Source organism: Neobacillus sp. Fa239 (assembly GCF_055395235.1).
In genome coordinates, this window is record NZ_AP041611.1 from 3,673,230 (window position 1) to 3,697,289 (window position 24,060).

A 24,060-nucleotide genomic window follows, 5' to 3' on the forward strand; every position below is an offset into this window, starting at 1 on the left:
GAAGACTATTCTCCGCTATTTTTTGTTATTTTTTTATAATTTCGAAATGGCTACAGCACATGCCTTATATTCCGCTGTTCCGGAAATTGGGTCAAATTCATTTAAGGTTAAAATATTTGTCGGTGTTTCACTCCAGTGAAAACTCATAAAGACTAATCCTGGAACCACTTGCTCTGTTACCTTAGCTTTTACGGTCAATTCTCCCCGGCGAGATGCAACTTTGACAACTTCACCATCGTTAATTCCTAAAGCTTCAGCATCATTTGGATGAATATCAACGGTTTCTTCGATTTGTTTTATCTTTACACCTGCAGCATAATGTCGCGTCTGGGAATGAGTATTGTATGACTCGTATCTTCTTCCGGTTGTTAACATAAAAGGATACTCCTCATCCGGCAGTTCAAGCGGCGGGGTATAATCAACCGGCACAAATGGAGCCTTTTTATCATCTGGTACAGCTTGATGAAATCTCTGGTGCATAATAAATGTCCCAGGATGATCTTCTGTTGGACATGGATAATGCAGGCTATATAATTCATCAAGTCTTTGATAGCTGATGCCTCCGTACATTTCCCAGGCCAGTTTTCTTACTTCATTCCAGATTTCTTCACTGCTCTCATACTTCATAGGGTAGCCCATTAAAGTGGAAAGGTCACAAAGAATTTCCCAGTCCTCTTTTACATTAGGATGGGATTCTATCGCTTTTCGAACCCGTTGGATTCTTCGGTCCGTATTTGTATAGGTTCCATCCACTTCTCCCCACGAACGGGCAGGTAATACGACATCCGCCATTTTAGCTGTTTCTGTTAAAAAGATATCCTGAACAATTAATAAATCAAGTCTTTCTAACATGGCTTTTGTATGATTCATGTGCACATCTGCAAGGAGCGGATTTTCCCCAATAACATATAGGGCCTTTACTCCACCTGATTCAATTCGGTCAAAAGTCCTGGTTTGGGTATCTCCGGCAACTGGGTTAAGAACGACATTCCATTCTTGTTCGAAACGGCCGCGATAGTCATCATTAACAATACTCATCGCTCCAGCAAGTTGGTTCGGCAAGCAGCCCATATCTCCTGCACCCTGAACATTGTTTTGCCCTCTAAGCGGCATAATGCCTGTGCCTTCCTTACCAATATTTCCGGTTAACAACGCAAGGTTGGCAATATCAAAAACATTATTTACTCCGCAATGGTGTTCGGTTATGCCCAGCGTATATGCAATCATGGAGGAACCAGAAGTGGCATATTCCCTTGCAGTTTCAACGATTAACTCAGAATTTAAGCCGGTTATCTCCGTGGCATATTCTGGTGTATATGGCTCGACAAGCTTTTCCAACCTGTCAAAATCAATTGTAAAATGTTCAATATACTCAGGCTGGTATAATCGTTCTTTGATAATAACGTGAATGAACGCATTAATAAGCGCAATATCTGAGCCTACATTGATTTGAAGATGTCGATAAGCATTTTTTGTCATATCAATTTTTCTAGGATCAATGACAATTACTTTAAGACCGGATTTTGCTGCTTTTTTAATCCGATTCCCTATGATCGGGTGCGCATCGGATGTGTTTGAACCAATGAGCAGTAATACTTTGGCGCGATCAAAATCCTCAAGCGTATTCGTTGGGAAACCGCTTCCAAATACAGTTGCCAGACCGGCAACGCTAGGAGCGTGTCACGTTCGGTTGCAGCCGTCAATATTATTGCTGCCAATAGCTGTCCTCATGAATTTTTGGGTAATATAATTCGATTCATTCGTAGTTCTTGCACAGGTAAACATCGAGATCGACGTTGGACCCCACTGCTCTTTAATGAATGAAAGTTTTTCGGCAATATATTGATATGCCTCTTCCCAAGTAGTTTCAACCAATTTTCCAGCTTTTTTAATTAATGGAGAGGTTAATCTATTCTTCGCATGAACATATTCATAGGCAAAGGAGCCCTTAACGCATGTTTGACCTTTATTAACTGGTGCTTCCTTGTCGCCGCAAATTTTCATGATTCTGTTATCTTGGACTTCCAGTACTAAGCCACAGCCTGTTCCGCAATAACCACAAATTGTTTTTACAAAACTTGCTTCCACCAATTGTCTTCCCTCCCAATAAAAAACATTAATACCTATATAAACATATTAATCTATTCTTCATCAAAGTAGATTTCATTTTTTTGATAATTTATGTCTAATTTTTGAAAAGTAAAAAGGAGCACACTTTTTCATAAAAAATAGGAGATCTATGATCTCCTATACTGATGATTTATCTTATGCGGTTTTTGCTGGTAAAAGAATATTGAATGTAGTGCCTTTATTTGGCTCACTTTCCACAAATACTTTTCCATTATGACTTTCTATAATTTTGAAGCTTACCATTAGACCTAAACCATTGCCGGTTTTCTTCGTAGTAAAAAATGGTTCTCCAAGATTCTTTAATTTTTCTTTTGGAATTCCGACACCAGTATCCTGAATCGAAATTTGAACATTATTGTCATGAATGATTGTTCTGACATGCAAATCACCGCCATTTGGCATTGCTTCAATTCCATTTTTGATGAAATTTAGGAATACCTGCTTTAACCGGTTCTCATCGCATTCAATTTGGATAATTTCTTGATTACAATCAAATGACAAGTGGACATTTTTCTTTCTCGCCTCAAACTCAAGCAGTGAAACAACATTTTTTATCACTGGAACTACATTTTTTTCTTCTAATTCTACTGCCTTAGGTTTTGCTAACACCATGAAATCCTCAACAATGGTGTTGACCCGTTCAATTTCATCCAAAATAATGTTCAAAAACTCTAACCGTTCAGGATCTTTTTCATCTAATTGCAAAAATTCAGCATATCCCCTCATCGAAGTCAGCGGATTGCGTATTTCATGTGCAACGCCTGCTGCCAATTGTCCAACGGCTGCTAGTTTATCCTGACGATGCAATACCTCTTCCGTCCGTTTCCGTTCCGTAATATCGTTCCGAATAGCTAGATATTGATATGGTTTTCCCAATTCATTTATAAATGGAACGATGGTGGTGTCCACCCAATAATACGTACCGTCCTTCGCTTTATTACGAATTTCCCCTTTCCATACTTCCCCATTCCCGATTGTTTTCCATAAATTTTTGAAAAACTCTTTGGAATGAAAAGAGGAATTAAGGAGATTGTGGTCCTGTCCGATTATTTCTTCCCTGCTATATTTTGATATTTCGCAGAATTTATCGTTTACACTGGTGATTTTTCCCTGTGCATCCGTAAAGGCTACAATTGAGGATTGGTCGAGTGCGAACTTGATATCCGTATTTTCCTTAATGGTTTCTTTTAAATTTTCTTCAGCCATTTTGCGGTCAGAAATATCTGTTCTGATTGAAACGTATTGGTATGGCTTTCCATTATCCTTCAAAAACGGAACAATGGTCGTATCCACCCAATACAGCGACCCATCTTTGGCACGATTACAAATTTCGCCCTTCCACACCATTCCATTGCCAATTGTTTTCCAAAGATTTCTAATAAACTCTTTTGAATGATAACCTGAATTTAGGATTCGATGATCCTGTCCAATAAGTTCATCACGCCGATACTTTGAAATTTCACAGAACTTATCATTTACAGTTGTGATGCTCCCTTTTTCATCCGTAATTGCCACAATGGATGATTGATTGAGTGCAAAAGTAATATCACGGTTTTCTTTTAAGCTTTCGATCAAGTCCTGTTCTGCTTTTTTCCTGTCCGTGGTATCTGAACGGATGGCAATATACTGAACAGGCTTTCCTTTTTTGTTTAAAAAAGGAACGATCGTCGTATCTACCCAATAAAATGAGCCGTCCTTGGCTTTATTGCGAATCTCGCCCCGCCAAATTTGACCATTATGGATGGTCGTCCACAAGTTCTTAAAAAACTCCTTTGAATGATAACCGGAGTTTAAAATTCGATGGTTTTCCCCTAATATTTCTTCTTTTGTATATTTAGATATTTCTTCAAATTTATCATTGACATACGTAATCGTCCCACGCGGGTCTGTGATGGCAACAATCGAAGAAGCATCCAAGGCGGCTGTTATATCTTTTAAATTCGTATCGGCTGTGGCTAACTGTTTACTAATTAAAGCACTTGAGGCAATTAATCCGCCAATGATAAGGATTGAAACAAATAATACCAAATAAATGAAAAAGGAATCATGAGTTGCTGCGGCAGAGCTTGCCTGTTGATTTGAGATTATATGAGTTGCCCTTTCAAGAAAAAAATGCCCTCCAGCAATCGTTCCTGACATAATAAGAGCACTTATTGGTTTTAACCAAACTTGATTTCCATTTTGATTTTTTTTAGAAGGAAAAAGAATCCAAAGAGAAAATAAAAAGAGTCCATATATGAAAAGACCTATAAAAACGAATAATGAGAAATGGTAATTAAATGCTAAATTCATAGCATAAATGCTAATAATATGAATGGCATAAACGGAAATAGTCAACAAAAGACTAGTTACGGCTAGATGATAAAGTCGAATTACCTTACCAAATATAGGAACAAATGCCATGCCGGCAAAAGCAATTCCAATAAAAATAGAAAGTAGCGTAAGTGGTATTTGATAGCCGGAAAACAATCTGTTATCTGCAAAAAGGATGCCAATAAAATTGGTAATCCATATTCCAACTCCTAATGATACTGAACCCCCTAAGAAAAGAAGCCTTTTATTTCGCTCAGAGGATTTTATTAAGGTAAACATATCTAATGCTGTATATGAAGCCATAATGGTTAAACCAATAGCGATAAAAGTAAAAAATGGGTGAAAGGCACTAAAAACTCCATTCATTATTTGGCAACACTTCCTTAGCAGTGTGTAAATTTCTACTATGATTGTAATGTAATGTTGTTTAATTGGGAAGTACTATTTTTATGTTCCTTATATACTTTCATACATGTCACTGAAAAATATCCTTTTCATATATCGTGATAAAAGTACTATTTTTATTATTATAATAAAAAAGCCTACACAAAAATCTTTTTTTTGTTTATACTGTACTACAACAGATGAATTAATAATAAACTGTATTAAACAAAGGAGGAGATTTTTAATGTTAATCAATCCGGTTGAGTTTTTTCGTAATTTACCAAAAAAGGAATGTCCTGAATGCGGTCAGCATATGGAGGAACAGGCTGAATCGTACTTAATGGAATGTGATCGCTGCCTTGCAAAAAAAGAAGAATAGTCTTTAAGAAGCTGTCATCATTGGCAGCTTCTTTTTTTACAAATAACAGGTAGGCATAATTCAATTTTTCAATGCACAACCTTATAGAAAGGAGATGAAGCAAGTGGCAAAGGCAAAATCAGAGGATTATCTAACAAATGCTCCAAAAGAGCCACAGATTACGATCAATAACGGAGGAATTTTTCCAAATTTAAAAAACGTTTCCGGGGATTCAGTTGATAAGCATATGGAACTGATTGAGGCGAATACCATCATTACCGGAGATGAAATAAAACAACAAAATGAAAACCTTTAGCAAAGAAAAAAGACTGTCATAGTACAGCGACAGTCTTTTTATGATTATATTTTCGGAAGCTCCCTTATTTCTGGAATCATTTCATTTCCACACATTGGACAAAGCAAATCGGCAGTAACAAAATCCTTTCTCATCCAGCCGATACATGCCGAATCCATGCAGGAATAAATTTCGGTATCAACCATAATATTTTCAATTTCTTCTTCCTTTGCTCTTTTACCATAAAAAATAGGAACCGCCTCCTTTTAAACTAGTCCTAGTATGCACATAAAGAGTCGATTTCATTTCATAAATACTTTTTACTTTCAAATGAATGGAGGTGAATCTATTGAAAAAAGATTCGCCAAAATACACAGTGGTTGGGACCGATATTGAAGAGGTAAAAAGACTAAATAGTCAATCCGGCCTTAGTTATAATCAAGTGAAACGATTACTTGCCGAAAGAATGAAAAAAAGAGGATGAAAGTGTCATCCTCTTTATTCATTATTCCGGATATTCAATGGTTATATCTTCATGATGCCCCTTTAATAAGAGTTTATTTTTCTTCCGATTCTCCTTCGTTTGAAAAATGATATCAAAGTCATAGTCATCAGGATAAAGCTCTTTCGCTGGAATATACAGCTTTATTCTTTTATGATTTACTGAAACCCTCTCTCCTTTTATTTGAACAAGATAATTACCATATTGGTCAGGTCCGGAGTACACAATTCCAAAGTCATGTGATGGAGAAATTTGTACGTTATCTCCTTGTTGATAGATCGTAATCGAATCACTTTGATTGGAAGTTTTCTTTCGATTTTGATATTTATTAACAATAATTTGTTTCTCTAATTCCTTTAACTTCCAGATGTCCATTTCTTCCGATGAATAGGCAGTATTTTCTTTATAGGTGATGTAATGTGCCCTTTCAATGATTTTTGGATGAATCCCAAGCTTTAGTGCAATCGCAAATGCTTGACTTTCACCACCTCTGCCAATATTCAAACGATAGGTTGGCGTCAATGTCTTTAAATCAAACTCCATAGACCCATTAATAAATCCTGGATGTTCAACTGCAAACTCTTTAATTTCACTATAATGCGTTGTTGCGAGCAAGGTAGCTCCTTTTTCAAAAAGTGTCTCTAAAATTGCCGTCGCCAGCCCCATTCCTTCTCCCGGATCTGTTCCAGAACCAAGCTCATCTAATAAGACCAACGTGCGTTCATTCGTTTCCTTTAGAATTTCGATAATATTGACAATCCTCGAACTAAAGGTGCTTAAATTCTCCGTAATACTTTGACCATCACCAATATCAACCAGAATATTAGAATATATACTTACATTACTTTCCTCAGAAGCTGGAATATGAAGCCCGCATTGAACCATCAAGGTTAGAAGTCCGACGGTTTTGATTGTTACCGTTTTTCCGCCTGTATTGGGGCCGGTTATCACGAGTGCATGTTCCGCTTTACCCAATTCAAGTGATAGCGGAACCGCTTTGTTCCCTAAGAGAGGGTGTTTTGCTTGAATTAGCCGGACATAATGTGAATCATTTACTCCCACCTTTACCCCATTGATGGAACGGCTATATTTAGCTTTGGCAAATAAGAAATCATAATGTACCATGGTTTCCATTGCTAATCGGATTTGCTGTTCCTTTTCTTCCACCAAACCAGTTAAATAATGAAGGACTTTTTGGACTTCTGTTTCCTCATCGGCAAACATCCAAGTTAATTGGTCCTGATATAGGGCAATTTCCTCCGGTTCCATGAACAGTGTTGAGCCAGATGAAGACGTATCTAGAACGGTTCCTTTTATTTTATTCCGATATTCCTTTTTTATTGGAATCACATATCTTCCATTCCTTTGACTAACAACATTTTCCTGCAGAAAGCTTTTATATTTATTTGATCGGACGAGTTGCATCGTCTTTTCTTTTAACCGTTCCTCCTGAATCGTTATTTGTTTTCGAATTTTTAATAACTCTTTACTTGCATAATCATCCACCCTGCCATTTCGAATACAGCGGATAATTTCGCCCGCCAGCACTGGCAGCTCTTCGATGGTTTCAACATAAGCAGAAACTCTTGGCGCATAATAATGTTTATCCTTCATATAACGGCGCATTTTACCGCAGCAGTCTAAAAAATCATAAAGCTTTGTTAATTGTTCAGGACGCAATACTACCCCTTTATTCAAGTTTTTCAAAAGCTGTTCCATTCCATCTAATCCATGCACGGGGACACTTGAGCTTTTTTTCAAAATTTCTACTGCTTCCGAGACTTCATCCAGCCACGCTTCAATTTGTTTCAAATGGGAGGAAGGAGATAGATTCAAAATCTTTTCTTTACCCTCGTATGTTAAAGCAAATTCCGCCATCGCCTCTTTAATTTGCTGTAATTCCAATACCTTAAACGTATGTTGATTCAATTTAGATAACCTCCAGAAATAAAAATAGCCGCAATGAACAATGTTCATTGCGGCAAAAATTTTGCTTACGAAAATTAAACCAAAATAAAAACTGTCTACACGCGGGTACACAGCTACATTGGTAAAAAATGTATGCATATGACTGCCTCATTGTTCTTAACTTCATTCCACAGTAAATAAGCCCTCTATTCTCAATTTTTTATAAGAAAGAGGATGATATGGAATGATCTTATCCAATTCATTGGATTAGTTAAGAACGGCACCTAACATAAAACATACTCCTTTATGAAACAGTTTTCTTCAATTTCAGAATACAGTATATGGAATCACTTGTCAATTATGGTAAAAGCCTGAATTTCTTATTTTTTTATTCAGACGGATTATTCACAAAATATCCATATCTTTTTACAAAAAACTTCATTATCTTAATGATAGGAGGGATTCACATGAAAAAGATCTATCTTATTTGCACTCTTGCTGTCTTTATAGGGATTGCAGCAGGAATCTCCTTTTTCCTTATTCGGGATGCAAATGCGACTATACCAGCTAATATAACCTTAATGAATCAAAATGATGTGCCATTTACAATCGAAAAAAACGACCAAAAACTAAAGCTTGTAGAATTTATCTATACACATTGCCCTGATATTTGTCCCACTACTACTCAAAAAATGAGTGTATTGGAAAAAGAACTCGAGAAAAAAGGTATTTTTGGCAAGAAATTTGAGTTTATGACAATTTCTATTGATCCATATCGTGATACACCATCAGTATTAAAAGGATATATGAAAGGATTCGGAATTAAGGACGATCAAAATTGGATGTTCCTGACCGGAAATCCTCAAACCATGAAAAGTGATCAAAAGAAGATAAAGAAAATTGCCGATGCCCTCCAATTTCAATATAAAGACCCTGGTGACGGGCAGTTTGTTCATTCCACTTTTACGTATTTGCTCGATCAAAATAATAAATTTATTGCCAAATTTCCAATGGGCAAGGATTTTAATAAAACAGAAGTTTATAACAAAATAATGGATAAAATAGAATAAAGAGGCTGTCCTAAAACAAAGGGTCTGACCCCACAACGTGAATATATAGCTGAACTTTTCTTAAAAGCAACTATATATTAATTGTTGAAAGAGGGGGTCTGACCCTTCTGGACAGCCTCTTTTTAATGCATTCATATTTGATTTCTATTAATTCACAGATGTTGGATACTTTTTTAATTGTTGCAAGGATAAAAGATAATTGGACTTAGGTTTTGTTAGGCTCGCTTTTATTCCAGCTTTCTTCAATTTATTAACAAGTTCAGTAAATTGCTTTTTCGCCATACTTCTCACCTTCTTTTAATACATCATATCCCAATTTTACAACAAAAATATGAATAAAGTGTGAAATCCTAAAAAATCTTTAGAAAATTTTTCTTTCTTGGAATATGCATTGAATCTTCTAGCTTTTTGTCACGTTGACTCCTTCTATGTGACCGATTCTTCTTTCTTAACAAGCTTTCGGTCACGTGACTCCTTCTATATGACCAATTCTTCTTTCTTAAAGAGCTTTCGGTCACGTAGACTCCATCTACGTGACCAATTCTTCTTTCTGAACAAGCTTTTCGTCACGTAGACTCCTTCTACATGACCGATTCTTCTTTCTAAACAAGCTTTTCGGCACGTAGACTCCTTCTTACTATTGATTCTTTTTCTGAACATATGAAAAAATTTCGTTCTTGGACTTATTAATGCTATAATTAATAGATATTTTGTTTTGGAGGATTTTAATTATGATTACCGTAAGTAATGTAAGTTTAAGATATGGAGATCGAAAATTATTTGAGGATGTAAACATTAAATTTACGCCTGGGAATTGCTATGGTTTAATCGGTGCAAATGGAGCCGGTAAATCTACTTTTTTAAAAATATTATCCGGTGAAATTGAAGCACAGACAGGAACAGTCCAGCTTGGACCGAATGAGCGGATGGCGGTTTTAAAGCAAAACCATTTTGAATATGAGGAATATGAAGTATTAAAAACCGTTATCATGGGACATGCCAGACTTTATCAGGTTATGCAAGAAAAAGATGCTATTTACATGAAAGAAAACTTTACTGATGAAGATGGTATGAAAGCTGCCGAGCTCGAAGGTGAATTTGCAGAATTAAACGGCTGGGAAGCCGAGCCAGAAGCTGCCATTCTCTTAAAAGGTCTCGGGATTGGTGAGGATTTACATTATAAAAAAATGGCTGAGCTGACAGGTTCCGAAAAAGTGAAGGTGCTGCTTGCACAGGCATTGTTCGGTCAACCTGATGTACTCCTTCTGGATGAGCCGACAAATCACTTAGATATTAAAGCGATAGCCTGGCTTGAAGATTTCTTGATTAATTTTGATAATACCGTAATCGTTGTATCCCATGACCGTCATTTTTTAAATAAAGTATGTACTCACATTGCAGATTTGGACTTCAGTAAAATCCAAGTTTATGTTGGTAACTATGATTTCTGGTATGAATCCAGCCAACTTGCTGTCAGAATGGCATCCGATGCCAATAAAAAGAAAGAAGAAAAAATTAAAGAATTGCAAGCATTCGTTGCCCGCTTTAGTGCAAATGCTTCAAAATCCAAGCAGGCAACCTCCCGTAAAAAATTATTAGAAAAAATTACTCTCGATGACATCAAACCTTCTTCACGCCGTTACCCATTTGTCGGATTTACTCCTGAACGGGAAATCGGGAATGATCTTTTACGAGTAGAGGGTTTATCGAAAACGATAGATGGAGTAAAAGTACTTGATAATATTAGTTTCTTTATGAATAAGGGGGATAAGGTTGCTCTAGTTGGTACGAATGAATTGGCCAAGACAACCCTTTTTAAAATCCTCATGGGCGAAATGGAAGCGGACAGCGGGTCATTTAAATGGGGAATCACCACAAGCCAAGCCTATTTTCCGAAGGATAACTCGGAGTACTTTGAAAATAGTGATTTGAATCTTGTTGATTGGCTCCGCCAGTTCTCCCCTAAGGATGAAAGTGAAAGCTTTTTACGTGGATTTTTAGGCAGAATGCTTTTTTCAGGGGAAGAAGTATTGAAAAAAGCTAGTGTGCTGTCCGGTGGAGAAAAGGTCCGCTGTATGCTTTCGAAAATGATGCTTAACGGTGCGAACGTGCTGCTGCTTGATGAGCCAACTAACCATTTGGATTTGGAATCCATCACAGCATTAAACAATGGATTAATCAATTTCAAGGGCTCCATGCTGTTTGCTTCACATGACCATCAGTTTATTCAAACGATTGCCAACCGTATATTTGAACTTACACCAAAAGGATTGGTTGATAAGCAAATGACATATGATGAATATCTTGAAAATGCAGATATTCAAAAACAAGTAGCAGAAATGTATCAATAAGAAAAGAGGCTGTCTGAGACAGCCTCTTTTCTTACTTAAGGACTTTTTTTCCTGCGCCGGGATGAAGGTTCTGATCTGGTTCCCGTTTCAGTGGTTGTAGTCCCTTGTCCTTCTACCTGTGAAGAGTTTAGACCAATTGTCGATGCATCTTTTTTCCGCTTTCCCATATAAACACCTCCCATTATATTTTTTGGGAATTTATCGGTACTTATGCGGAATAATTAGGGAAAACTTAGGCAAGATAATTTACAGGAGGAGGTGTTTTGTGTGGCAAAAATTGGTGTAGAACAATCTCTTACAAATATTCAACAAGCACTGAAGGAAAAAGGCCATGATGTTGTTGAATTAAAGCAGGAAGCTGATGCACAGAATTGTGATTGCTGTGTTGTGACAGGTTTGGATTCAAACGTTATGGGAATGCAGGATACCTATACAAAAGGATCGGTCATTGATGCTAATGGACTGTCAGCTGATGAAGTATGCCAACAGGTGGAAAGTCGGCTACAATAATGCTGCCATAATTTCCTCAAAGGACTAAAGGATAACAACTTTAGTCTTTTTTCATATCTTCTTCTTTTTTTGTATGAATATTGACTTTCGGTCCGGTTCTTGAATCTTCCCCTTCCCTCTTTACCTTATCACCTCTTTCGGTCTCCTCGTTTTCTTCTTCATCTAATTTAGGAATATACTCACTGCCGTAAGTCGCACCGATATTTAATTTCCCTTTTAGTTCCTTAATTCCCAATTGTCCAAAGTTATTATTAAGTTCATATTTATCTAAAATAATTTTTTCGATATTTATTTTTTCGATAATAATCGGAGGCTCTTTTGTCTTTACCTGTTTTTCTTCAGAACCATCATGTTGATATGCTGATAAAGATTCCTTCAATTCCTCAATTTTCATCTCTAAGGAAGCGAGCTTAATCTTTAAATCCTTCTCATAATCATTTTTACTGAATATGAAGAATAAATCTTTTAATGACATCCGTTAACGCTCCCTTTTTTTCACCTTACTTATATATATGGGAGAAAAAACTAAACATGTCCTAATCGATATGGATGATTTCACCTTTTTCAGTTCCTCGCTTATAGCTGACAAATAAAATTCCATTCCAAAATTTCGCATTCAACTCGCTTGGATTGACGGTGTCCGGCAGTTTAATCTGTCTCTGGAATTCACCATAAAACCGTTCAGAATAAATTATTTTTAAATTTGGATGAATGGGCAGTGCCGTCCCTTTTACCGTTAAAACATTCCCATTTAATCCCAATTCAATATTTTCTTTCTGTACTCCAGGAAGTTCAATCATTACCATTACGTCCTGTTCACCCTCTAATAAATCAATATTTGGGAAAGAGTGCGAGTGTTTCTCTGTCCGATAGGATTGTTCTTCAAACCCATGGATGGGAGATGTAAATTTTTGATCATTCATAAATTGTTTGGCAAAATCCTGTTCAAATATATTTTTCCAAAATTGACCACCATGCATATTTTGGGCAATCTCCATCCATTGTTTTAATTTTTCCATATCCACCTTGCTCACCTTCCCTTCATAAACCATGACGGATTGCATATATTTTAATGCAACAATAAGGAGGAGATAACATGCCAGCTCCGGTACCGTATATTAATATAAATATATTTATGATTAAAATTAATTCCTTTGAAAATGCCTCAGCTGTAAATATTGGCCAAAATCTTTTGGCAGATTGGCACAACTCTGATAAAAAAAACCAAGGCTATGGGCAGAATTTTGGTGATAAAAGCGGGTTTTTAGGAAATAGAAGCCTGGTCGATGACCGGGATCAAATTGATTCGCCAAGCACTTTCGAATCAAATCCTGTAAATTGTGATTTTGAATCATGATTAAAAAAAAAACTGCCCGCGGCAGTTTTTTTGTTTTTAAATTCTTTTTTTTGAAATTAACAAGGTAATCTGCGCCATTGTAAAAGGCAGTGAAGATTTTCGCCGGTACGCCAAATATTTCGGTTCCCAAATATTTGTGTACTTCTCTTTAAATTTTCTCAAACCTTGAAAATGATAAATAAAATGCCCATGGAAAAAAATTTGCGCAGCAATTTTCTCACTTAAAAAGGCAAACCTTGACATTGCCACATTGGCAAGAGGTGCCATTCCCATATTAAAACGGCCGTAGTCATTATCCTTCGCCCAATCAATGAGGGATAAAAATAAAAAATCCATTGTCCCTTGGGGAGAATCCGGCTTATACCTCATTAAATCAACTGAAATCGTGTTCTTGTCATCATAGACATTCATGATGCTCATAAAACCCAGCAGTTTTTTTTCTTTATCTTTAACGATGCCAATCGGTGCCTTATTTAAGTAATCATGATCAAAAAAACCCACTGAAAAGCCTTTCTCCCTTCTCCCTTGAAGCCAATCATTAGAGATTACTTGTAACTCCTCTAGAAGCTCTTTTGTAAAAGGAGGTTTAATAATTTCAAAATCAAAATTCTCACGGATGAATTTGTTTCGTAAAGCCCGTAATCCCTTCATTCTTCCTCCTGATAGAGAAAACGTTTTAAGATTAACAAAGGCTTCTTCCCCTAATTTAAAAAAGGCATAGCCGCTTCCTTGTAAATAGGGCAGCATCTCATCGCTCACCTGATAAAAAACGGGAGTAAAACCATGGAGATCAGAAATTTCTTGAAATTCTTCAATCGCATTGGATATTTCACTTTTTTCTCCGATTGGGTCCCCTAGGATTACTAATTTATCGGCATATTGTTGAAAAGAAATCAGGACATTTTTTTGGTGATTCCAAAAAATAAATTTATCATGCAGAAAAATTAAATGAGATAGCATCTTTCCATTGTATTTCCTTAAATGGTCAATAATTTCATTTTCTTGATCTGCAGAATTCTCAAATTTCCAGCTTTTCGGTTTGCTAATGAGGTAACCAAACATTAATATTAAAAAAGCAATAACCAGTCCAATCATCGCACTATTAAATAAATCCCGATAATCAACAATGACATAAGGGATGAATTTTCTTGGAATCGTTACTTTTGCGCTAGGTAAATTTAAGTAGCCAATCAAAATATACATGGACGTTATGATGAGGATGATTGCGATATCAAATATTGTTTTTCCCCAGGTAAGCACATAGCTCTCACGATAGAATTGACCTCTCGACATTCTCAGAAGAAGGGCTACAATAATTAAAAAAATCGCTTCTTCATAATCAATCCCTTTAAAAATGGAAAACAGGGCAGCCAGAATAAGAACAAACATGGTTATATCATAAGTCCGTTTAACATTGTACTCAATTCCTCGAGATAAACCCAATAACAGGAATCCGGCAGCTACTGAGAGCTGATGGGATACATTGATGATAGGGAAGGACAAAATCTCTTGAGCAATTCTGAGTCGTGACATAATCCCAGGGACACTCGCTGATAAAAGTAAAATCAAACCAGATAAAAAAACCATGATGGTCAGAACGATATGACTAAATCCTTGGACAATCGCATTCGGCAGATTCCCCCATGTTTTATTCCATTTTTCCCAATACATTTTGACAAACAGAATGACACTTACCAAAAATGGCAGGATATAATAACCAAATCGATAAAATAGTAATAGGACAAGGACTTTTTCTTCCGCAATATGTAAATTCTGCATTCCCCATATAAAAATTAAATCAAAGGACCCCAGTCCGCCAGGTATCATACTGATGATTCCCGCACACGCGGCAATGATATAAACAGGGAACAGAATATGAATGGAGATTGGAATTCCAATTAGTTTCGTTAATATCCAGATAGCAAAGAAAACGGCAAACCATTCCACAATCGAAACGAAAACAAGCTTAATCGATGCTTCAACGGAAATCAAAGAATTGTGGTCCCTTTTCCTTTTAAGAAAATGGATGAACAAAAATACCGGTGTAAAAAAGCTCACCGCAAGAACCGCAAAAAAAAGCCACCGGGTATCAGCGAACAGCGGAAAATTATAATATCCGATTACCACAATCCAAGAGAGGACAGAAATTCCTGTTAAGTAAAAAAACGAAACGGAAGCTATTCCGCCTACTAACTTTCGTTTATCATTTTCTAAGCTATTGAAAAAGTAGGTTCTTAACATTGCACCAATGATACCGCCAAAGCCGATTAAACTTGAAAAGGCATTGGCAATAAACGACTGCTCTAACAATTCCTTTTTAGGCACCCGCAATTTCAGTATTTGAACAAGAATGACATCATAAAGCATCATTGGGAGTACTGCAGAAAAAGTAACAGCCAAAATCAGGAGCAAGATACCTATATTAAGTCGGTTCAATTCGTTTTGAAGTAAGTGGACATTTACATTGCCAGTAAATTTTTTTATTTCGACAATCGCAAAAATCAGTAAAAAAAGTGGAAATATAAATTTCGCTATTTGAAGTAATTTTTCTTTTTTGATCCCCAACAAGATAACCACCCATTATTTTCTCTACTTATCTTAATATAAACTTTTCAACAGGAAAAACAAAGAAAATAATTCCTTTTTATTTGAATAGTCCTCATGCTGTATCCCTATTCTTGACAGATTGCCCTATCCTAAAACAGTTAAAATAAAAGACAAGTTTTCTCCCCCTATCTGCATAAACATAAAATAGGACAAATATATCAGAGGGGGTTATGGAAATGAAATTTTTCGTCATAAAAAAAGAAACACTTTTATTTTATTTAGCAGTCGGTTTCACACTGGTTACCATTTCAGCCTGGTTCATGCTGAGAGCTGCTGATACGGCCGTGTTTAATCAGCAAGCGAATAGTAATATTCGCGAAATTCACATGGTCACAGTCGAATATAAAAGTAAAATGAAGGATGGAAAAGAAATTGAAGCTTATCGATGGGACCCGGGAACCATTCATTTAGAAAAAGGGGAAAAGGTAAAGCTTTTTATTAATGGAATCAATGGAAATGAGCATCCTTTTTATATAGAAGGTACGAAGATAAAAGGCACAGTTAAAAAAGGAGAAGAAACGGTCGTTCCTCTTCAATTTGATCAAGAAGGAACCTATCGATTAATTTGCGAGGCCCACCCTGACCGGGCGCATAATGGACCAATGATCGCTGATATCGTAGTAGATTAGAGGATGACCCAAAGTCATCCTTTTTCAATGGGAAAAGGAATCTGTTTCACTGGTTAAATAATATAAATACCTTGTTATTATTGTTTTTCGCCTATATAACAGTTTTTGTATTGTGTGTTTTTTATATAATACAGATTTATACCTAATCCAAATTCGTTCACAAGAAGTTCAATAAATCGTTAAAAAAACCTTTAAAATATGTATTTCACAATATCTTAACAATTTATGTGAAAATTTTCACATTCGAGCTGTTATACTAATTGTGAGATATAGATCCATAATCTGTTATATTTTCAATTTTTAATAGGGGTGAATAATCATGGAACAATGGAAAGGTTTTAACAATGGTATTTGGAAACATGAAGTTAACGTAAGAGATTTTATTTTGAAAAACTTTACTCCTTATACAGGCGACGATGCATTCTTAGAAGGACCAACTGAAGGAACAAACAAACTTTGGGAACAAGTCATAGAACTAACCAAACAGGAGCGTGAACATGGCGGTGTCCTTGAGATGGATACCGAAACGGTTTCAACAATCACTTCGCATGGACCAGGCTATCTTGACGAAGAACTTGAGAAAGTCGTCGGGGTTCAAACCGACAAACCCTTTAACCGTTCCCTTCAGCCTTACGGCGGGATTCGAATGGCGAAACAGGCTTGCGAGGCTTATGGTTATGAGTTAAATCAGGAAATTGAAAGAATTTTTACAGAAATTCGCAAAACTCATAACCAAGGAGTTTTTGATGTTTATACCGATGAAATGAGGCTTGCAAGAAAAGCTGCCATTATTACCGGTCTTCCTGATGCCTATGGACGAGGACGTATTATCGGAGATTACCGACGCGTTGCCTTATATGGTGTCGATTTCTTAATGAAAGAAAAACAAAAAGATTACAATAATACCAGCCAAGTAATGTCAGAAGATGTCATGAGGTTACGCGAAGAACTCTCTGAGCAATATCGTGCATTAAAAGAACTGAAAGAAATGGCAAACAGCTACGGCTTCGATATTTCTCAACCGGCGAAAAATGCTGCTGAAGCCTTCCAATGGGTATATTTTGGTTACTTAGCTGCGATTAAAGAGCAAAACGGTGCTGCCATGAGTCTTGGACGTGTTTCTTCTTTTCTTGATATATATGTTGAAAGAGATTGGCAGAATGGTATATTAACAGAAACTGAAGCACAAGAATTAGTCGACCATTTTGTAATGAAGCTCAGACTTGTTAAATTTGCCCGTACACCAGATTATAATGAATTATTCAGCGGCGACCCTACTTGGGTTACAGAATCAATCGGCGGGATGACACAGGACGGACGTTCATTAGTAACGAAGAACTCTTTCCGTTTCCTTCATACCTTAGACAACTTGGGCCCTGCACCTGAGCCAAACTTAACTGTTCTATGGTCAACAATGCTTCCTGAAAACTTTAAAAAGTACTGTGCGAAAATGTCGATTAAAACCAGTTCCATCCAATACGAAAATGACGATATCATGCGTCCGGAATATGGTGATGACTATGGGATTGCCTGCTGTGTTTCTGCGATGGAAATTGGAAAGCAAATGCAGTTCTTCGGGGCTCGTGCTAATCTTGCAAAAGCACTTCTTTATGCGATTAACGGCGGGATCGATGAAAAACTAAAAATTCAGGTCGGCCCACAGTATCAACCAATACAATCTGAAGTATTAGATTACAAGGAAGTAATGCAAAAATTCGACCAAATGATGGAATGGCTTGCAGGTCTTTATATCAATACATTGAATGTCATCCATTATATGCATGATAAATACAGCTATGAAAGAATTGAAATGGCCTTACATGATACGAAAATACTACGGACAATGGCGACCGGTATTGCAGGTTTAAGTGTCGTAGCAGATTCACTAAGTGCTATCAAATATGGTGAAGTAAAAGTAATCCGCGATGAAAATGGAATAGCCGTTGATTTTGAAACTAGCGGGGATTATCCAAAATACGGTAACAATGATGATCGAGTGGACAGTATTGCAGTAGAAATAGTGGAAAGCTTCATGAAAAAGCTGCGCAAACACCAAACATACCGTGAATCTGTTCACACATTATCGATATTAACAATCACATCAAACGTTGTTTACGGCAAGAAAACAGGTAACACACCTGACGGACGCCGAACAGGAGAACCGTTTGCACCTGGCGCAAATCCAATGCATGGCCGCGACACGAAAGGAACATTAGCATCATTATCTTCTGTTGCCAAACTGCCATATAGTTATGCAATGGATGGCATTTCAAACACCTTCTCGATCGTACCGAAAGCACTTGGAAAAGAAGAAGAAAATCAGGTCCGTAACCTTGTTTCCATCTTAGATGGTTATGCAATGAAATCAGGACATCATCTAAACGTAAACGTATTTAACCGCGAGACACTCTTAGATGCTATGGAACATCCGGAACAATATCCACAATTGACCATTCGTGTCTCCGGATATGCGGTAAACTTTATTAAATTAACGAGAGAGCAGCAGCTAGACGTCATTAACCGGACCTTCCACGAATCTTTGTAATTAATGAAAGGGGATAATTATCATGAACGGAAATATTCATTCCATAGAAACTTTGGGGACAGTTGACGGTCCTGGAATTCGATATGTTATTTTTACACAGGGCTGCTTGCTTCGCTGCCAATTTTGTCATAATACTGATACGTGGGAAATTGGCACTGGTAAGGTAATAACTGTTTCAGAGGTTATGGATGATCTCATGAGTTATCTCCCTTTTATTCAAGCCTCTGGCGGGGGTATAACCGTTAGTGGTGGAGAACCCTTGCTGCAGATTCCATTCCTAACTGAGCTCTTCAAAGAATGTAAAAAGAAAGGAATCCATACGACCATCGACTCTTCTGGCGGATGTTTCTCCCATTCCAAACTTTTTATTGACCAGCTTGAGGAACTATTGCAGTTCACGGATTTAATTTTATTGGATTTAAAGCATATCAATCGGAAGAAGCATATTCAGCTTACCGGAATGGCAAATGACCATATACTAGAGTTTGCCAAATTTTTATCAGACAAAAACGTCCCGATTTGGGTGCGTCATGTACTCGTCCCGACTGTTACAGATGATCCGGATGACATGCAAAAATTGGGTGAATTCATTGGCACATTAAAAAATGTTCAAAAGATTGAAATTCTCCCCTACCATAAACTCGGCGTCTATAAATGGGAAGCCCTGGGCCATGAATATCCATTAAAGAACGTCGAGCCGCCTTCGGAAGAAAAGGTAGAATTCGCGGGGAGAATGTTGACGGCATATTGGGAAAGACCATTGAACACTAATTCTTAATGGAGTTAGTGTTTTTTGAACATTCTTTCATTTGAATTTATTATTATAAATTCATAGTATATGTTAGTATGGTTTTGTAATGAATTAAATTGATTATTTATCTAATCTCCTTTATACTCATATCATTGGCTTAAAAAGAGAGGTGAAAATTTTTGTTCCAAATCTTGGTTGATCATACAGATATAAATACACTTACGGCCCTTTATATCAGTATCTATTTAGGGATTACCTTTAAATTATTATTGGCGAGAAGTGTTGAATTCTCCTTCTTGGATTCACTGGCAAATCCTGCGGACACAAAAATCATTCACCCATTATTTTTATATAAAAAAGCTAGCTGTTTGAATGGAAATTTTATTCTGATCAGAATTATAAAATATATTCGTAGAAAAGAATCTTCCAAAGACGATCCGGAAAAACCAATTTCCTTCCACGTTCATCCACTATTTATTACTACATTTTAGGAGGAAATATGAAAACGAAACGTTCTTCAATTTTAATTATTGGTATGCTGGCATTAACTACTTTGCTGCTTTCAGCTTGTTCCACTCAGGCAAAATCTGGTAATAATGATAACTTTTTCCACCATTATTTTGTAAATCCATTTACGATTACGATTCAATCTGTTGCTGATTTTTTCAATGGCAGCTACGGGCTTGCCATTATCCTTGTTACATTAGTGATCCGTTTGGTTCTAATGCCGTTAATGTTAAGGCAATATAAAAATCAAATGATCATGAAGGAAAAAATGGACGTCTTAAAGCCAGAAATGGATGCAATTCAAAAGAAAATGAAGGCTGAAAAGGATCCGAAAAAGAAACAAGAGCTTCAGCAGGAAATGATGGGTCTTTATCAAAAACACGGTGTAAACCCATTAAATATGGGCTGTTTACCATTAATCATTCAAATGCCTATCCTCACTGGCTTTTATTATGCTATCAGAGGGTCTGATGCGATTAAGCACCATCATTTTTTATGGTTTAGCCTTGGACAGCCCGATATCTGGTTAACCATCATTGCTGGAATTATTTATTATTTCCAATTTAAAGTATCTCAGTCCAATATGCCAACACAGCAAGCAGCACAAATGAAATACATGGGTTTACTATCACCGCTCATGATTGTCATGTTTTCATTTTCTGCTCCGGCTGCCTTACCTCTATATTGGGTTGTAGGCGGTACATTCCTAATCATCCAAACGGCCATAAGCAAACGTCTATACACAAGCAAAAAGCCGCTCGAAGTCGCAGTAAAACAAAAATAATGAACTGATAAAGAGGCATCCATGGATGCTTCTTTTTTGTTTTTGAATTGTTAATTTTCCCCTCTCGAATAGTTTTTTATGAAATTGGAATGCTATTTATGAACAATTTGATAAGGGAGTGTCATCACAACATGAAAAAATACTTATTTGCCATCGCGGTCCTTATTATCAGTTTGGATTTAACTGGGTGTGCAACAAATAATACCAAAAATAATATCGCATATCGGAATAATGGGACTGCTCCTACAAGGGTGAATTATAATCCAAATGGCGGTCCGGCTATTACAGGCGTAGATACAAATAGAAATGTAAACCAAAATTATCTCAACAATGGACGATTTAATAATCGTACTAAAATGCGAGTAGCGGACAATGCAGCTGATCGTGTAGCAGACTTGCCAGAAGTGGACACAGCCAATGTTATTGTTACGGAAAACAATGCTTATGTAGCAGCAAAGTTGGCTGGTTCATCAAGAAAAGAACTTACTTCAGCCATTGAGCACAAAATTGTTAAGCGTGTGAAATCAGTAGACCCTACTATTAATAATGTTTATGTTTCGGTAAATCCTGATTTTTATGGGCAAATGAATTCATGGGCTGGAGATATTCGTCATGGGAGACCAGTATCAGGTTTCGTAAAACAATTCTCAGATGCAGTTCGTCGTGTTTTCCCTGATTTAAAACGTTAAGAAAAAATGCCTGGCGGATTGCCAGGCATTTTTTCTTTAATCATAATTGCTGAATATCTATTTTAGATCCTCGAAATACTCCTTGTAAAATCCACCGACTTTGCCTGTATTATCAATGATATAATAAAATTCTTCGGTTTCATTTTTTACTTCATATACCTTTCCGGCTGTTAAGGCATTATTTACAATATATTTCTTGGCATCAGTATGAACGCACTTAACCTTCTTAAGTGTTTCACGGTCATGCCATGTTAAGTGAATCATTTGGGTCACCCTTTCCATCATTGTCCAACTTCTAGTATAATCAATTGTCATGAGGATGTGCAACCAGTCCAAAAAAAGAAATCAATTTTTAATGACATCGAGCGCTTGTTCACGCAAGCGAAATTTTTGGATTTTACCTGACGCCGTCATTGGATAGGAATTCGTAAATTCTATATATCGGGGGATTTTATGTTTGGATATTTTCCCTTGGCAATATTCTTTTATTTCTTCTGAAGTTGCCAATTCTCCCTCCTTTAAAATAATCCATGCCATGACTTCCTCTCCGTACACGGCATCAGGAATACCCACGATTTGGACATCCAGGACTTTGGGATGCGTATAAAGAAACTCCTCAATTTCGCGCGGATAAATATTTTCTCCTCCACGAATAATCATATCTTTAAGCCTACCGGTAATTTTACAATAACCATTTTCATCCATTACAGCTAAATCCCCCGTATGGAGCCAGCCATCCTTATCAATAGCATCACGGGTTGCCTGCTCGTTTTTATAATACCCTTTCATGACATGATAACCCCTTGTACACATTTCACCTTGAACGCCACGGGGTACTTCCTTATTCGAACCTGGTTCAACAATTTTGACTTCTACATTTGGCAGCGCCTTCCCCACCGTTTCAACCCGGAGTTCAATCGGGTCGTCAGTTCTGGTTTGAGTGATAACCGGCGAAGATTCCGTTTGACCATATGCAATCGTGATTTCTGTGGCACCCATTTTTTCAATGACGGCCTTCATCACTTCAATGGGACAGTTTGAACCTGCCATAATTCCTGTTCTTAGTGTAGAAAGATCGTATTGATCAAAATCTGGATCATTTAATTCGGCAATAAACATGGTTGGTACTCCATGCAGGCCTGTACACCTTTCCTTCTGAACCGCTTGTAAAACTCTCTTAGGACTAAATTCTTGAACAGGGACCATTGTTGCACCAACCGACACACAGGCCATCGTTCCAAGCACACAACCAAAGCAATGGAAAAAAGGAACGGGGATACAAAGTCTGTCTGCCTTTGTTAGCTTCATACAGTTTGCAATATTAAATCCATTATTTACGATGTTACTGTGTGTGAGCATTACTCCTTTTGGAAATCCGGTTGTCCCTGAGGTATACTGCATATTGATGACATCATCAACCTCAAGGGAATTCATCCTTTCATCTAATTCTTTATCCGAAACAGTCTCACCAAGACGAACAATATCTTCCCATGAATACGTCCCCGGATATTTTTTCGTCCCCAATACAATCACATTTTTTAAGAATGGCAATCGGCTGCTGATCACTGTTCCAGGTTCAGAGCTTTTTAGTTCAGGTACAATTTCGTATAACATTTCGATATAGGATGAGTCCTTCCATGTATCCATCAAAATAATCGTGGTTGAATCAGATTGCTTTAAAAGATATTCAAGCTCTGATGTTCGATAATTTGTATTAACCGTAACAAGAACAGCCCCCATTTTGCCGGTAGAAAACTGGGAAATGAGCCATTCAGGGGTATTGGTCGACCAGGCGGCAACATGTTCTCCTTTTTCAATTCCAAGCTTAATAAACCCCTTGGCTGCTTTTCGGCAAATTTCATCAAATTCTTTATATGTCCATCGTAAATTCCTATCCGAATATATGACTGCTTCATGTTCTGGATGCAATCTTGCTTTTTCATCTAATAATTTACCTATTGTTGTGTTCAATAAATCCCCCATTAACTCATCTCCCTCAAAACTTTTGGACAATGGATAAGACGCTTTCAAAAATATGTTAACATATTTTTATGAATATTCAATGTTTTGAAAATATTAGTAAATAATTTGACACACAATTTTTTTAACTAGAAGGGTTTTCTTTTAGCCAAAAAACCTTTACAATAATAAAAACTGAATATTCAATCCACTTTCCGGGGAGGCATTCAAAAGTGAAAATTATGAGTAACGAGCAGTTGGTTGTTTCGTATCGGGATGCATTGAAGACTGGTAAGGAAAAGGAATGGATTAAGATTTTAAAGGATGAAATACAGCGCCGAGGATTAAGACCTTTTAAGAAAAGCAGATTGACCTAAAACATGAAAAAACCGCCGATGTTCTCGGCGGTTT

The 24,060-nt window shown here is 36.9% G+C and carries 25 protein-coding genes and 1 pseudogene; 14 read left to right on the forward strand and 12 right to left on the reverse strand.

Annotation, left to right across the window (positions count from 1 at the left end):
• Window positions 1-33: 33 nt before the first annotated feature.
• The 3 genes and pseudogenes from fdhF to ACZ5XR_RS17935 form a co-directional block, all read right to left on the reverse strand.
• The gene (gene fdhF, locus ACZ5XR_RS17925; RefSeq protein ID WP_464502357.1) at window positions 34-2,088 is read right to left on the reverse strand and encodes a formate dehydrogenase subunit alpha; all 2,055 of its coding nucleotides are present in this window, start codon (window positions 2,086-2,088) and stop codon (window positions 34-36) included.
• A 177-nt stretch (window positions 2,089-2,265) separates the two neighbouring features.
• The gene (locus ACZ5XR_RS17930) at window positions 2,266-4,533 is read right to left on the reverse strand and encodes a PAS domain-containing sensor histidine kinase (RefSeq protein WP_464502358.1); all 2,268 of its coding nucleotides are present in this window, start codon (window positions 4,531-4,533) and stop codon (window positions 2,266-2,268) included.
• Window positions 4,519-4,809: pseudogene (locus ACZ5XR_RS17935) on the reverse strand (MHYT domain-containing protein); the annotation flags it as partial. The pseudogene ACZ5XR_RS17935 and the gene ACZ5XR_RS17930, both read right to left, overlap by 15 nt.
• A 262-nt stretch (window positions 4,810-5,071) precedes the next feature.
• Between ACZ5XR_RS17935 and yhfH the strand changes: the two are divergent.
• Both yhfH and ACZ5XR_RS17945 read left to right on the forward strand, forming a co-directional pair.
• Window positions 5,072-5,206, forward strand: a complete 135-nt coding sequence (yhfH, locus tag ACZ5XR_RS17940) for a protein YhfH (RefSeq protein ID WP_464497681.1) — start codon at window positions 5,072-5,074, stop codon at window positions 5,204-5,206.
• Between the two features lie 103 nt (window positions 5,207-5,309).
• The gene (locus tag ACZ5XR_RS17945) at window positions 5,310-5,501 is read left to right on the forward strand and encodes a hypothetical protein (protein ID WP_464497682.1); all 192 of its coding nucleotides are present in this window, start codon (window positions 5,310-5,312) and stop codon (window positions 5,499-5,501) included.
• 44 nt (window positions 5,502-5,545) lie between these two features.
• On the opposite strand, the gene ACZ5XR_RS17950 is transcribed toward ACZ5XR_RS17945, so the two are convergent.
• Window positions 5,546-5,731 carry a cold-inducible protein YdjO-related protein gene (locus ACZ5XR_RS17950; RefSeq protein WP_464502359.1) on the reverse strand — a complete coding sequence of 62 codons (186 nt, stop codon included), beginning with the start codon at window positions 5,729-5,731 and terminating at the stop codon, window positions 5,546-5,548.
• A 98-nt stretch (window positions 5,732-5,829) separates the two neighbouring features.
• Between ACZ5XR_RS17950 and ACZ5XR_RS17955 the strand changes: the two genes are divergently transcribed.
• The gene (locus tag ACZ5XR_RS17955; RefSeq protein ID WP_464497683.1) at window positions 5,830-5,964 is read left to right on the forward strand and encodes a hypothetical protein; all 135 of its coding nucleotides are present in this window, start codon (window positions 5,830-5,832) and stop codon (window positions 5,962-5,964) included.
• Window positions 5,965-5,985: 21 nt separating this feature from the next.
• Here the strand turns inward: ACZ5XR_RS17955 and ACZ5XR_RS17960 are convergent, their stop codons facing one another.
• On the reverse strand, window positions 5,986-7,911 hold the full coding sequence (locus ACZ5XR_RS17960; protein ID WP_464502360.1) for an endonuclease MutS2: 1,926 nt from the start codon (window positions 7,909-7,911) through the stop codon (window positions 5,986-5,988).
• Window positions 7,912-8,357: 446 nt separating this feature from the next.
• On the opposite strand from ACZ5XR_RS17960, the gene ACZ5XR_RS17965 reads away from it, so the two are divergent.
• Window positions 8,358-8,960 (forward strand): SCO family protein, encoded by a 603-nt coding sequence (locus tag ACZ5XR_RS17965; protein WP_464497684.1) that lies wholly within the window; start codon window positions 8,358-8,360, stop codon window positions 8,958-8,960.
• A gap of 147 nt (window positions 8,961-9,107) precedes the next feature.
• Here the strand turns inward: ACZ5XR_RS17965 and ACZ5XR_RS17970 are convergent, their stop codons facing one another.
• Window positions 9,108-9,242: a hypothetical protein gene (locus ACZ5XR_RS17970; RefSeq protein ID WP_464497685.1), complete on the reverse strand. Its 135-nt coding sequence runs from the start codon at window positions 9,240-9,242 to the stop codon at window positions 9,108-9,110.
• Between the two features lie 449 nt (window positions 9,243-9,691).
• Here ACZ5XR_RS17970 and ACZ5XR_RS17975 point away from each other — a divergent pair, with 449 nt between their 5' ends.
• Entirely contained in the window at window positions 9,692-11,311 is a 1,620-nt protein-coding gene (locus ACZ5XR_RS17975; RefSeq protein WP_464497686.1) for an ABC-F family ATP-binding cassette domain-containing protein, read from the forward strand.
• Between the two features lie 35 nt (window positions 11,312-11,346).
• Here ACZ5XR_RS17975 and ACZ5XR_RS17980 read toward each other — a convergent pair whose 3' ends face one another.
• Window positions 11,347-11,478, reverse strand: coding sequence for a YuzL family protein (locus ACZ5XR_RS17980; RefSeq protein WP_464497687.1), 132 nt, complete (start codon window positions 11,476-11,478; stop codon window positions 11,347-11,349).
• Between the two features lie 100 nt (window positions 11,479-11,578).
• Here ACZ5XR_RS17980 and ACZ5XR_RS17985 point away from each other — a divergent pair, with 100 nt between their 5' ends.
• Window positions 11,579-11,821 (forward strand): YkuS family protein, encoded by a 243-nt coding sequence (locus ACZ5XR_RS17985; protein ID WP_464497688.1) that lies wholly within the window; start codon window positions 11,579-11,581, stop codon window positions 11,819-11,821.
• A 40-nt stretch (window positions 11,822-11,861) separates the two neighbouring features.
• Here ACZ5XR_RS17985 and ACZ5XR_RS17990 read toward each other — a convergent pair whose 3' ends face one another.
• Both ACZ5XR_RS17990 and ACZ5XR_RS17995 read right to left on the reverse strand, forming a co-directional pair.
• Entirely contained in the window at window positions 11,862-12,296 is a 435-nt protein-coding gene (locus ACZ5XR_RS17990; protein WP_464497689.1) for a hypothetical protein, read from the reverse strand.
• 61 nt (window positions 12,297-12,357) lie between these two features.
• Window positions 12,358-12,840, reverse strand: coding sequence for an Hsp20/alpha crystallin family protein (locus tag ACZ5XR_RS17995; RefSeq protein ID WP_464497690.1), 483 nt, complete (start codon window positions 12,838-12,840; stop codon window positions 12,358-12,360).
• A 77-nt stretch (window positions 12,841-12,917) separates the two neighbouring features.
• On the opposite strand from ACZ5XR_RS17995, the gene ACZ5XR_RS18000 reads away from it, so the two are divergent.
• Window positions 12,918-13,178 carry a hypothetical protein gene (locus ACZ5XR_RS18000; protein WP_464497691.1) on the forward strand — a complete coding sequence of 87 codons (261 nt, stop codon included), beginning with the start codon at window positions 12,918-12,920 and terminating at the stop codon, window positions 13,176-13,178.
• A 36-nt stretch (window positions 13,179-13,214) separates the two neighbouring features.
• Here ACZ5XR_RS18000 and mprF read toward each other — a convergent pair whose 3' ends face one another.
• Complete coding sequence (gene mprF, locus ACZ5XR_RS18005; RefSeq protein ID WP_464497692.1) at window positions 13,215-15,743, reverse strand: bifunctional lysylphosphatidylglycerol flippase/synthetase MprF; 2,529 nt, start codon at window positions 15,741-15,743, stop codon at window positions 13,215-13,217.
• A 218-nt stretch (window positions 15,744-15,961) separates the two neighbouring features.
• Here mprF and ACZ5XR_RS18010 point away from each other — a divergent pair, with 218 nt between their 5' ends.
• From ACZ5XR_RS18010 to ACZ5XR_RS18035, 6 genes are all read left to right on the forward strand, one after another.
• Entirely contained in the window at window positions 15,962-16,414 is a 453-nt protein-coding gene (locus ACZ5XR_RS18010; RefSeq protein WP_464497693.1) for a cupredoxin domain-containing protein, read from the forward strand.
• A gap of 319 nt (window positions 16,415-16,733) precedes the next feature.
• Window positions 16,734-18,959 carry a formate C-acetyltransferase gene (pflB, locus tag ACZ5XR_RS18015; RefSeq protein ID WP_464497694.1) on the forward strand — a complete coding sequence of 742 codons (2,226 nt, stop codon included), beginning with the start codon at window positions 16,734-16,736 and terminating at the stop codon, window positions 18,957-18,959.
• Window positions 18,960-18,981: 22 nt separating this feature from the next.
• On the forward strand, window positions 18,982-19,737 hold the full coding sequence (gene pflA / locus ACZ5XR_RS18020) for a pyruvate formate-lyase-activating protein (protein WP_464497695.1): 756 nt from the start codon (window positions 18,982-18,984) through the stop codon (window positions 19,735-19,737).
• Between the two features lie 152 nt (window positions 19,738-19,889).
• Window positions 19,890-20,201 (forward strand): hypothetical protein, encoded by a 312-nt coding sequence (locus ACZ5XR_RS18025; RefSeq protein ID WP_464497696.1) that lies wholly within the window; start codon window positions 19,890-19,892, stop codon window positions 20,199-20,201.
• 8 nt (window positions 20,202-20,209) lie between these two features.
• A complete protein-coding gene (yidC, locus tag ACZ5XR_RS18030; protein ID WP_464497697.1) occupies window positions 20,210-21,001 on the forward strand; it encodes a membrane protein insertase YidC in 792 nt (263 codons plus the stop codon).
• Window positions 21,002-21,099: 98 nt separating this feature from the next.
• On the forward strand, window positions 21,100-21,690 hold the full coding sequence (locus ACZ5XR_RS18035) for a YhcN/YlaJ family sporulation lipoprotein (protein WP_464497698.1): 591 nt from the start codon (window positions 21,100-21,102) through the stop codon (window positions 21,688-21,690).
• A 57-nt stretch (window positions 21,691-21,747) separates the two neighbouring features.
• Here ACZ5XR_RS18035 and ACZ5XR_RS18040 read toward each other — a convergent pair whose 3' ends face one another.
• Together ACZ5XR_RS18040 and ACZ5XR_RS18045 are read right to left on the reverse strand one after the other, a co-directional pair.
• On the reverse strand, window positions 21,748-21,954 hold the full coding sequence (locus tag ACZ5XR_RS18040) for a DUF6501 family protein (protein ID WP_464497699.1): 207 nt from the start codon (window positions 21,952-21,954) through the stop codon (window positions 21,748-21,750).
• 81 nt (window positions 21,955-22,035) lie between these two features.
• A complete protein-coding gene (locus ACZ5XR_RS18045) occupies window positions 22,036-23,721 on the reverse strand; it encodes an AMP-binding protein (RefSeq protein WP_464497700.1) in 1,686 nt (561 codons plus the stop codon).
• A gap of 170 nt (window positions 23,722-23,891) precedes the next feature.
• Between ACZ5XR_RS18045 and sda the strand changes: the two genes are divergently transcribed.
• On the forward strand, window positions 23,892-24,026 hold the full coding sequence (sda, locus tag ACZ5XR_RS18050) for a sporulation histidine kinase inhibitor Sda (protein ID WP_464502361.1): 135 nt from the start codon (window positions 23,892-23,894) through the stop codon (window positions 24,024-24,026).
• Window positions 24,027-24,060 lie beyond the last annotated feature (34 nt).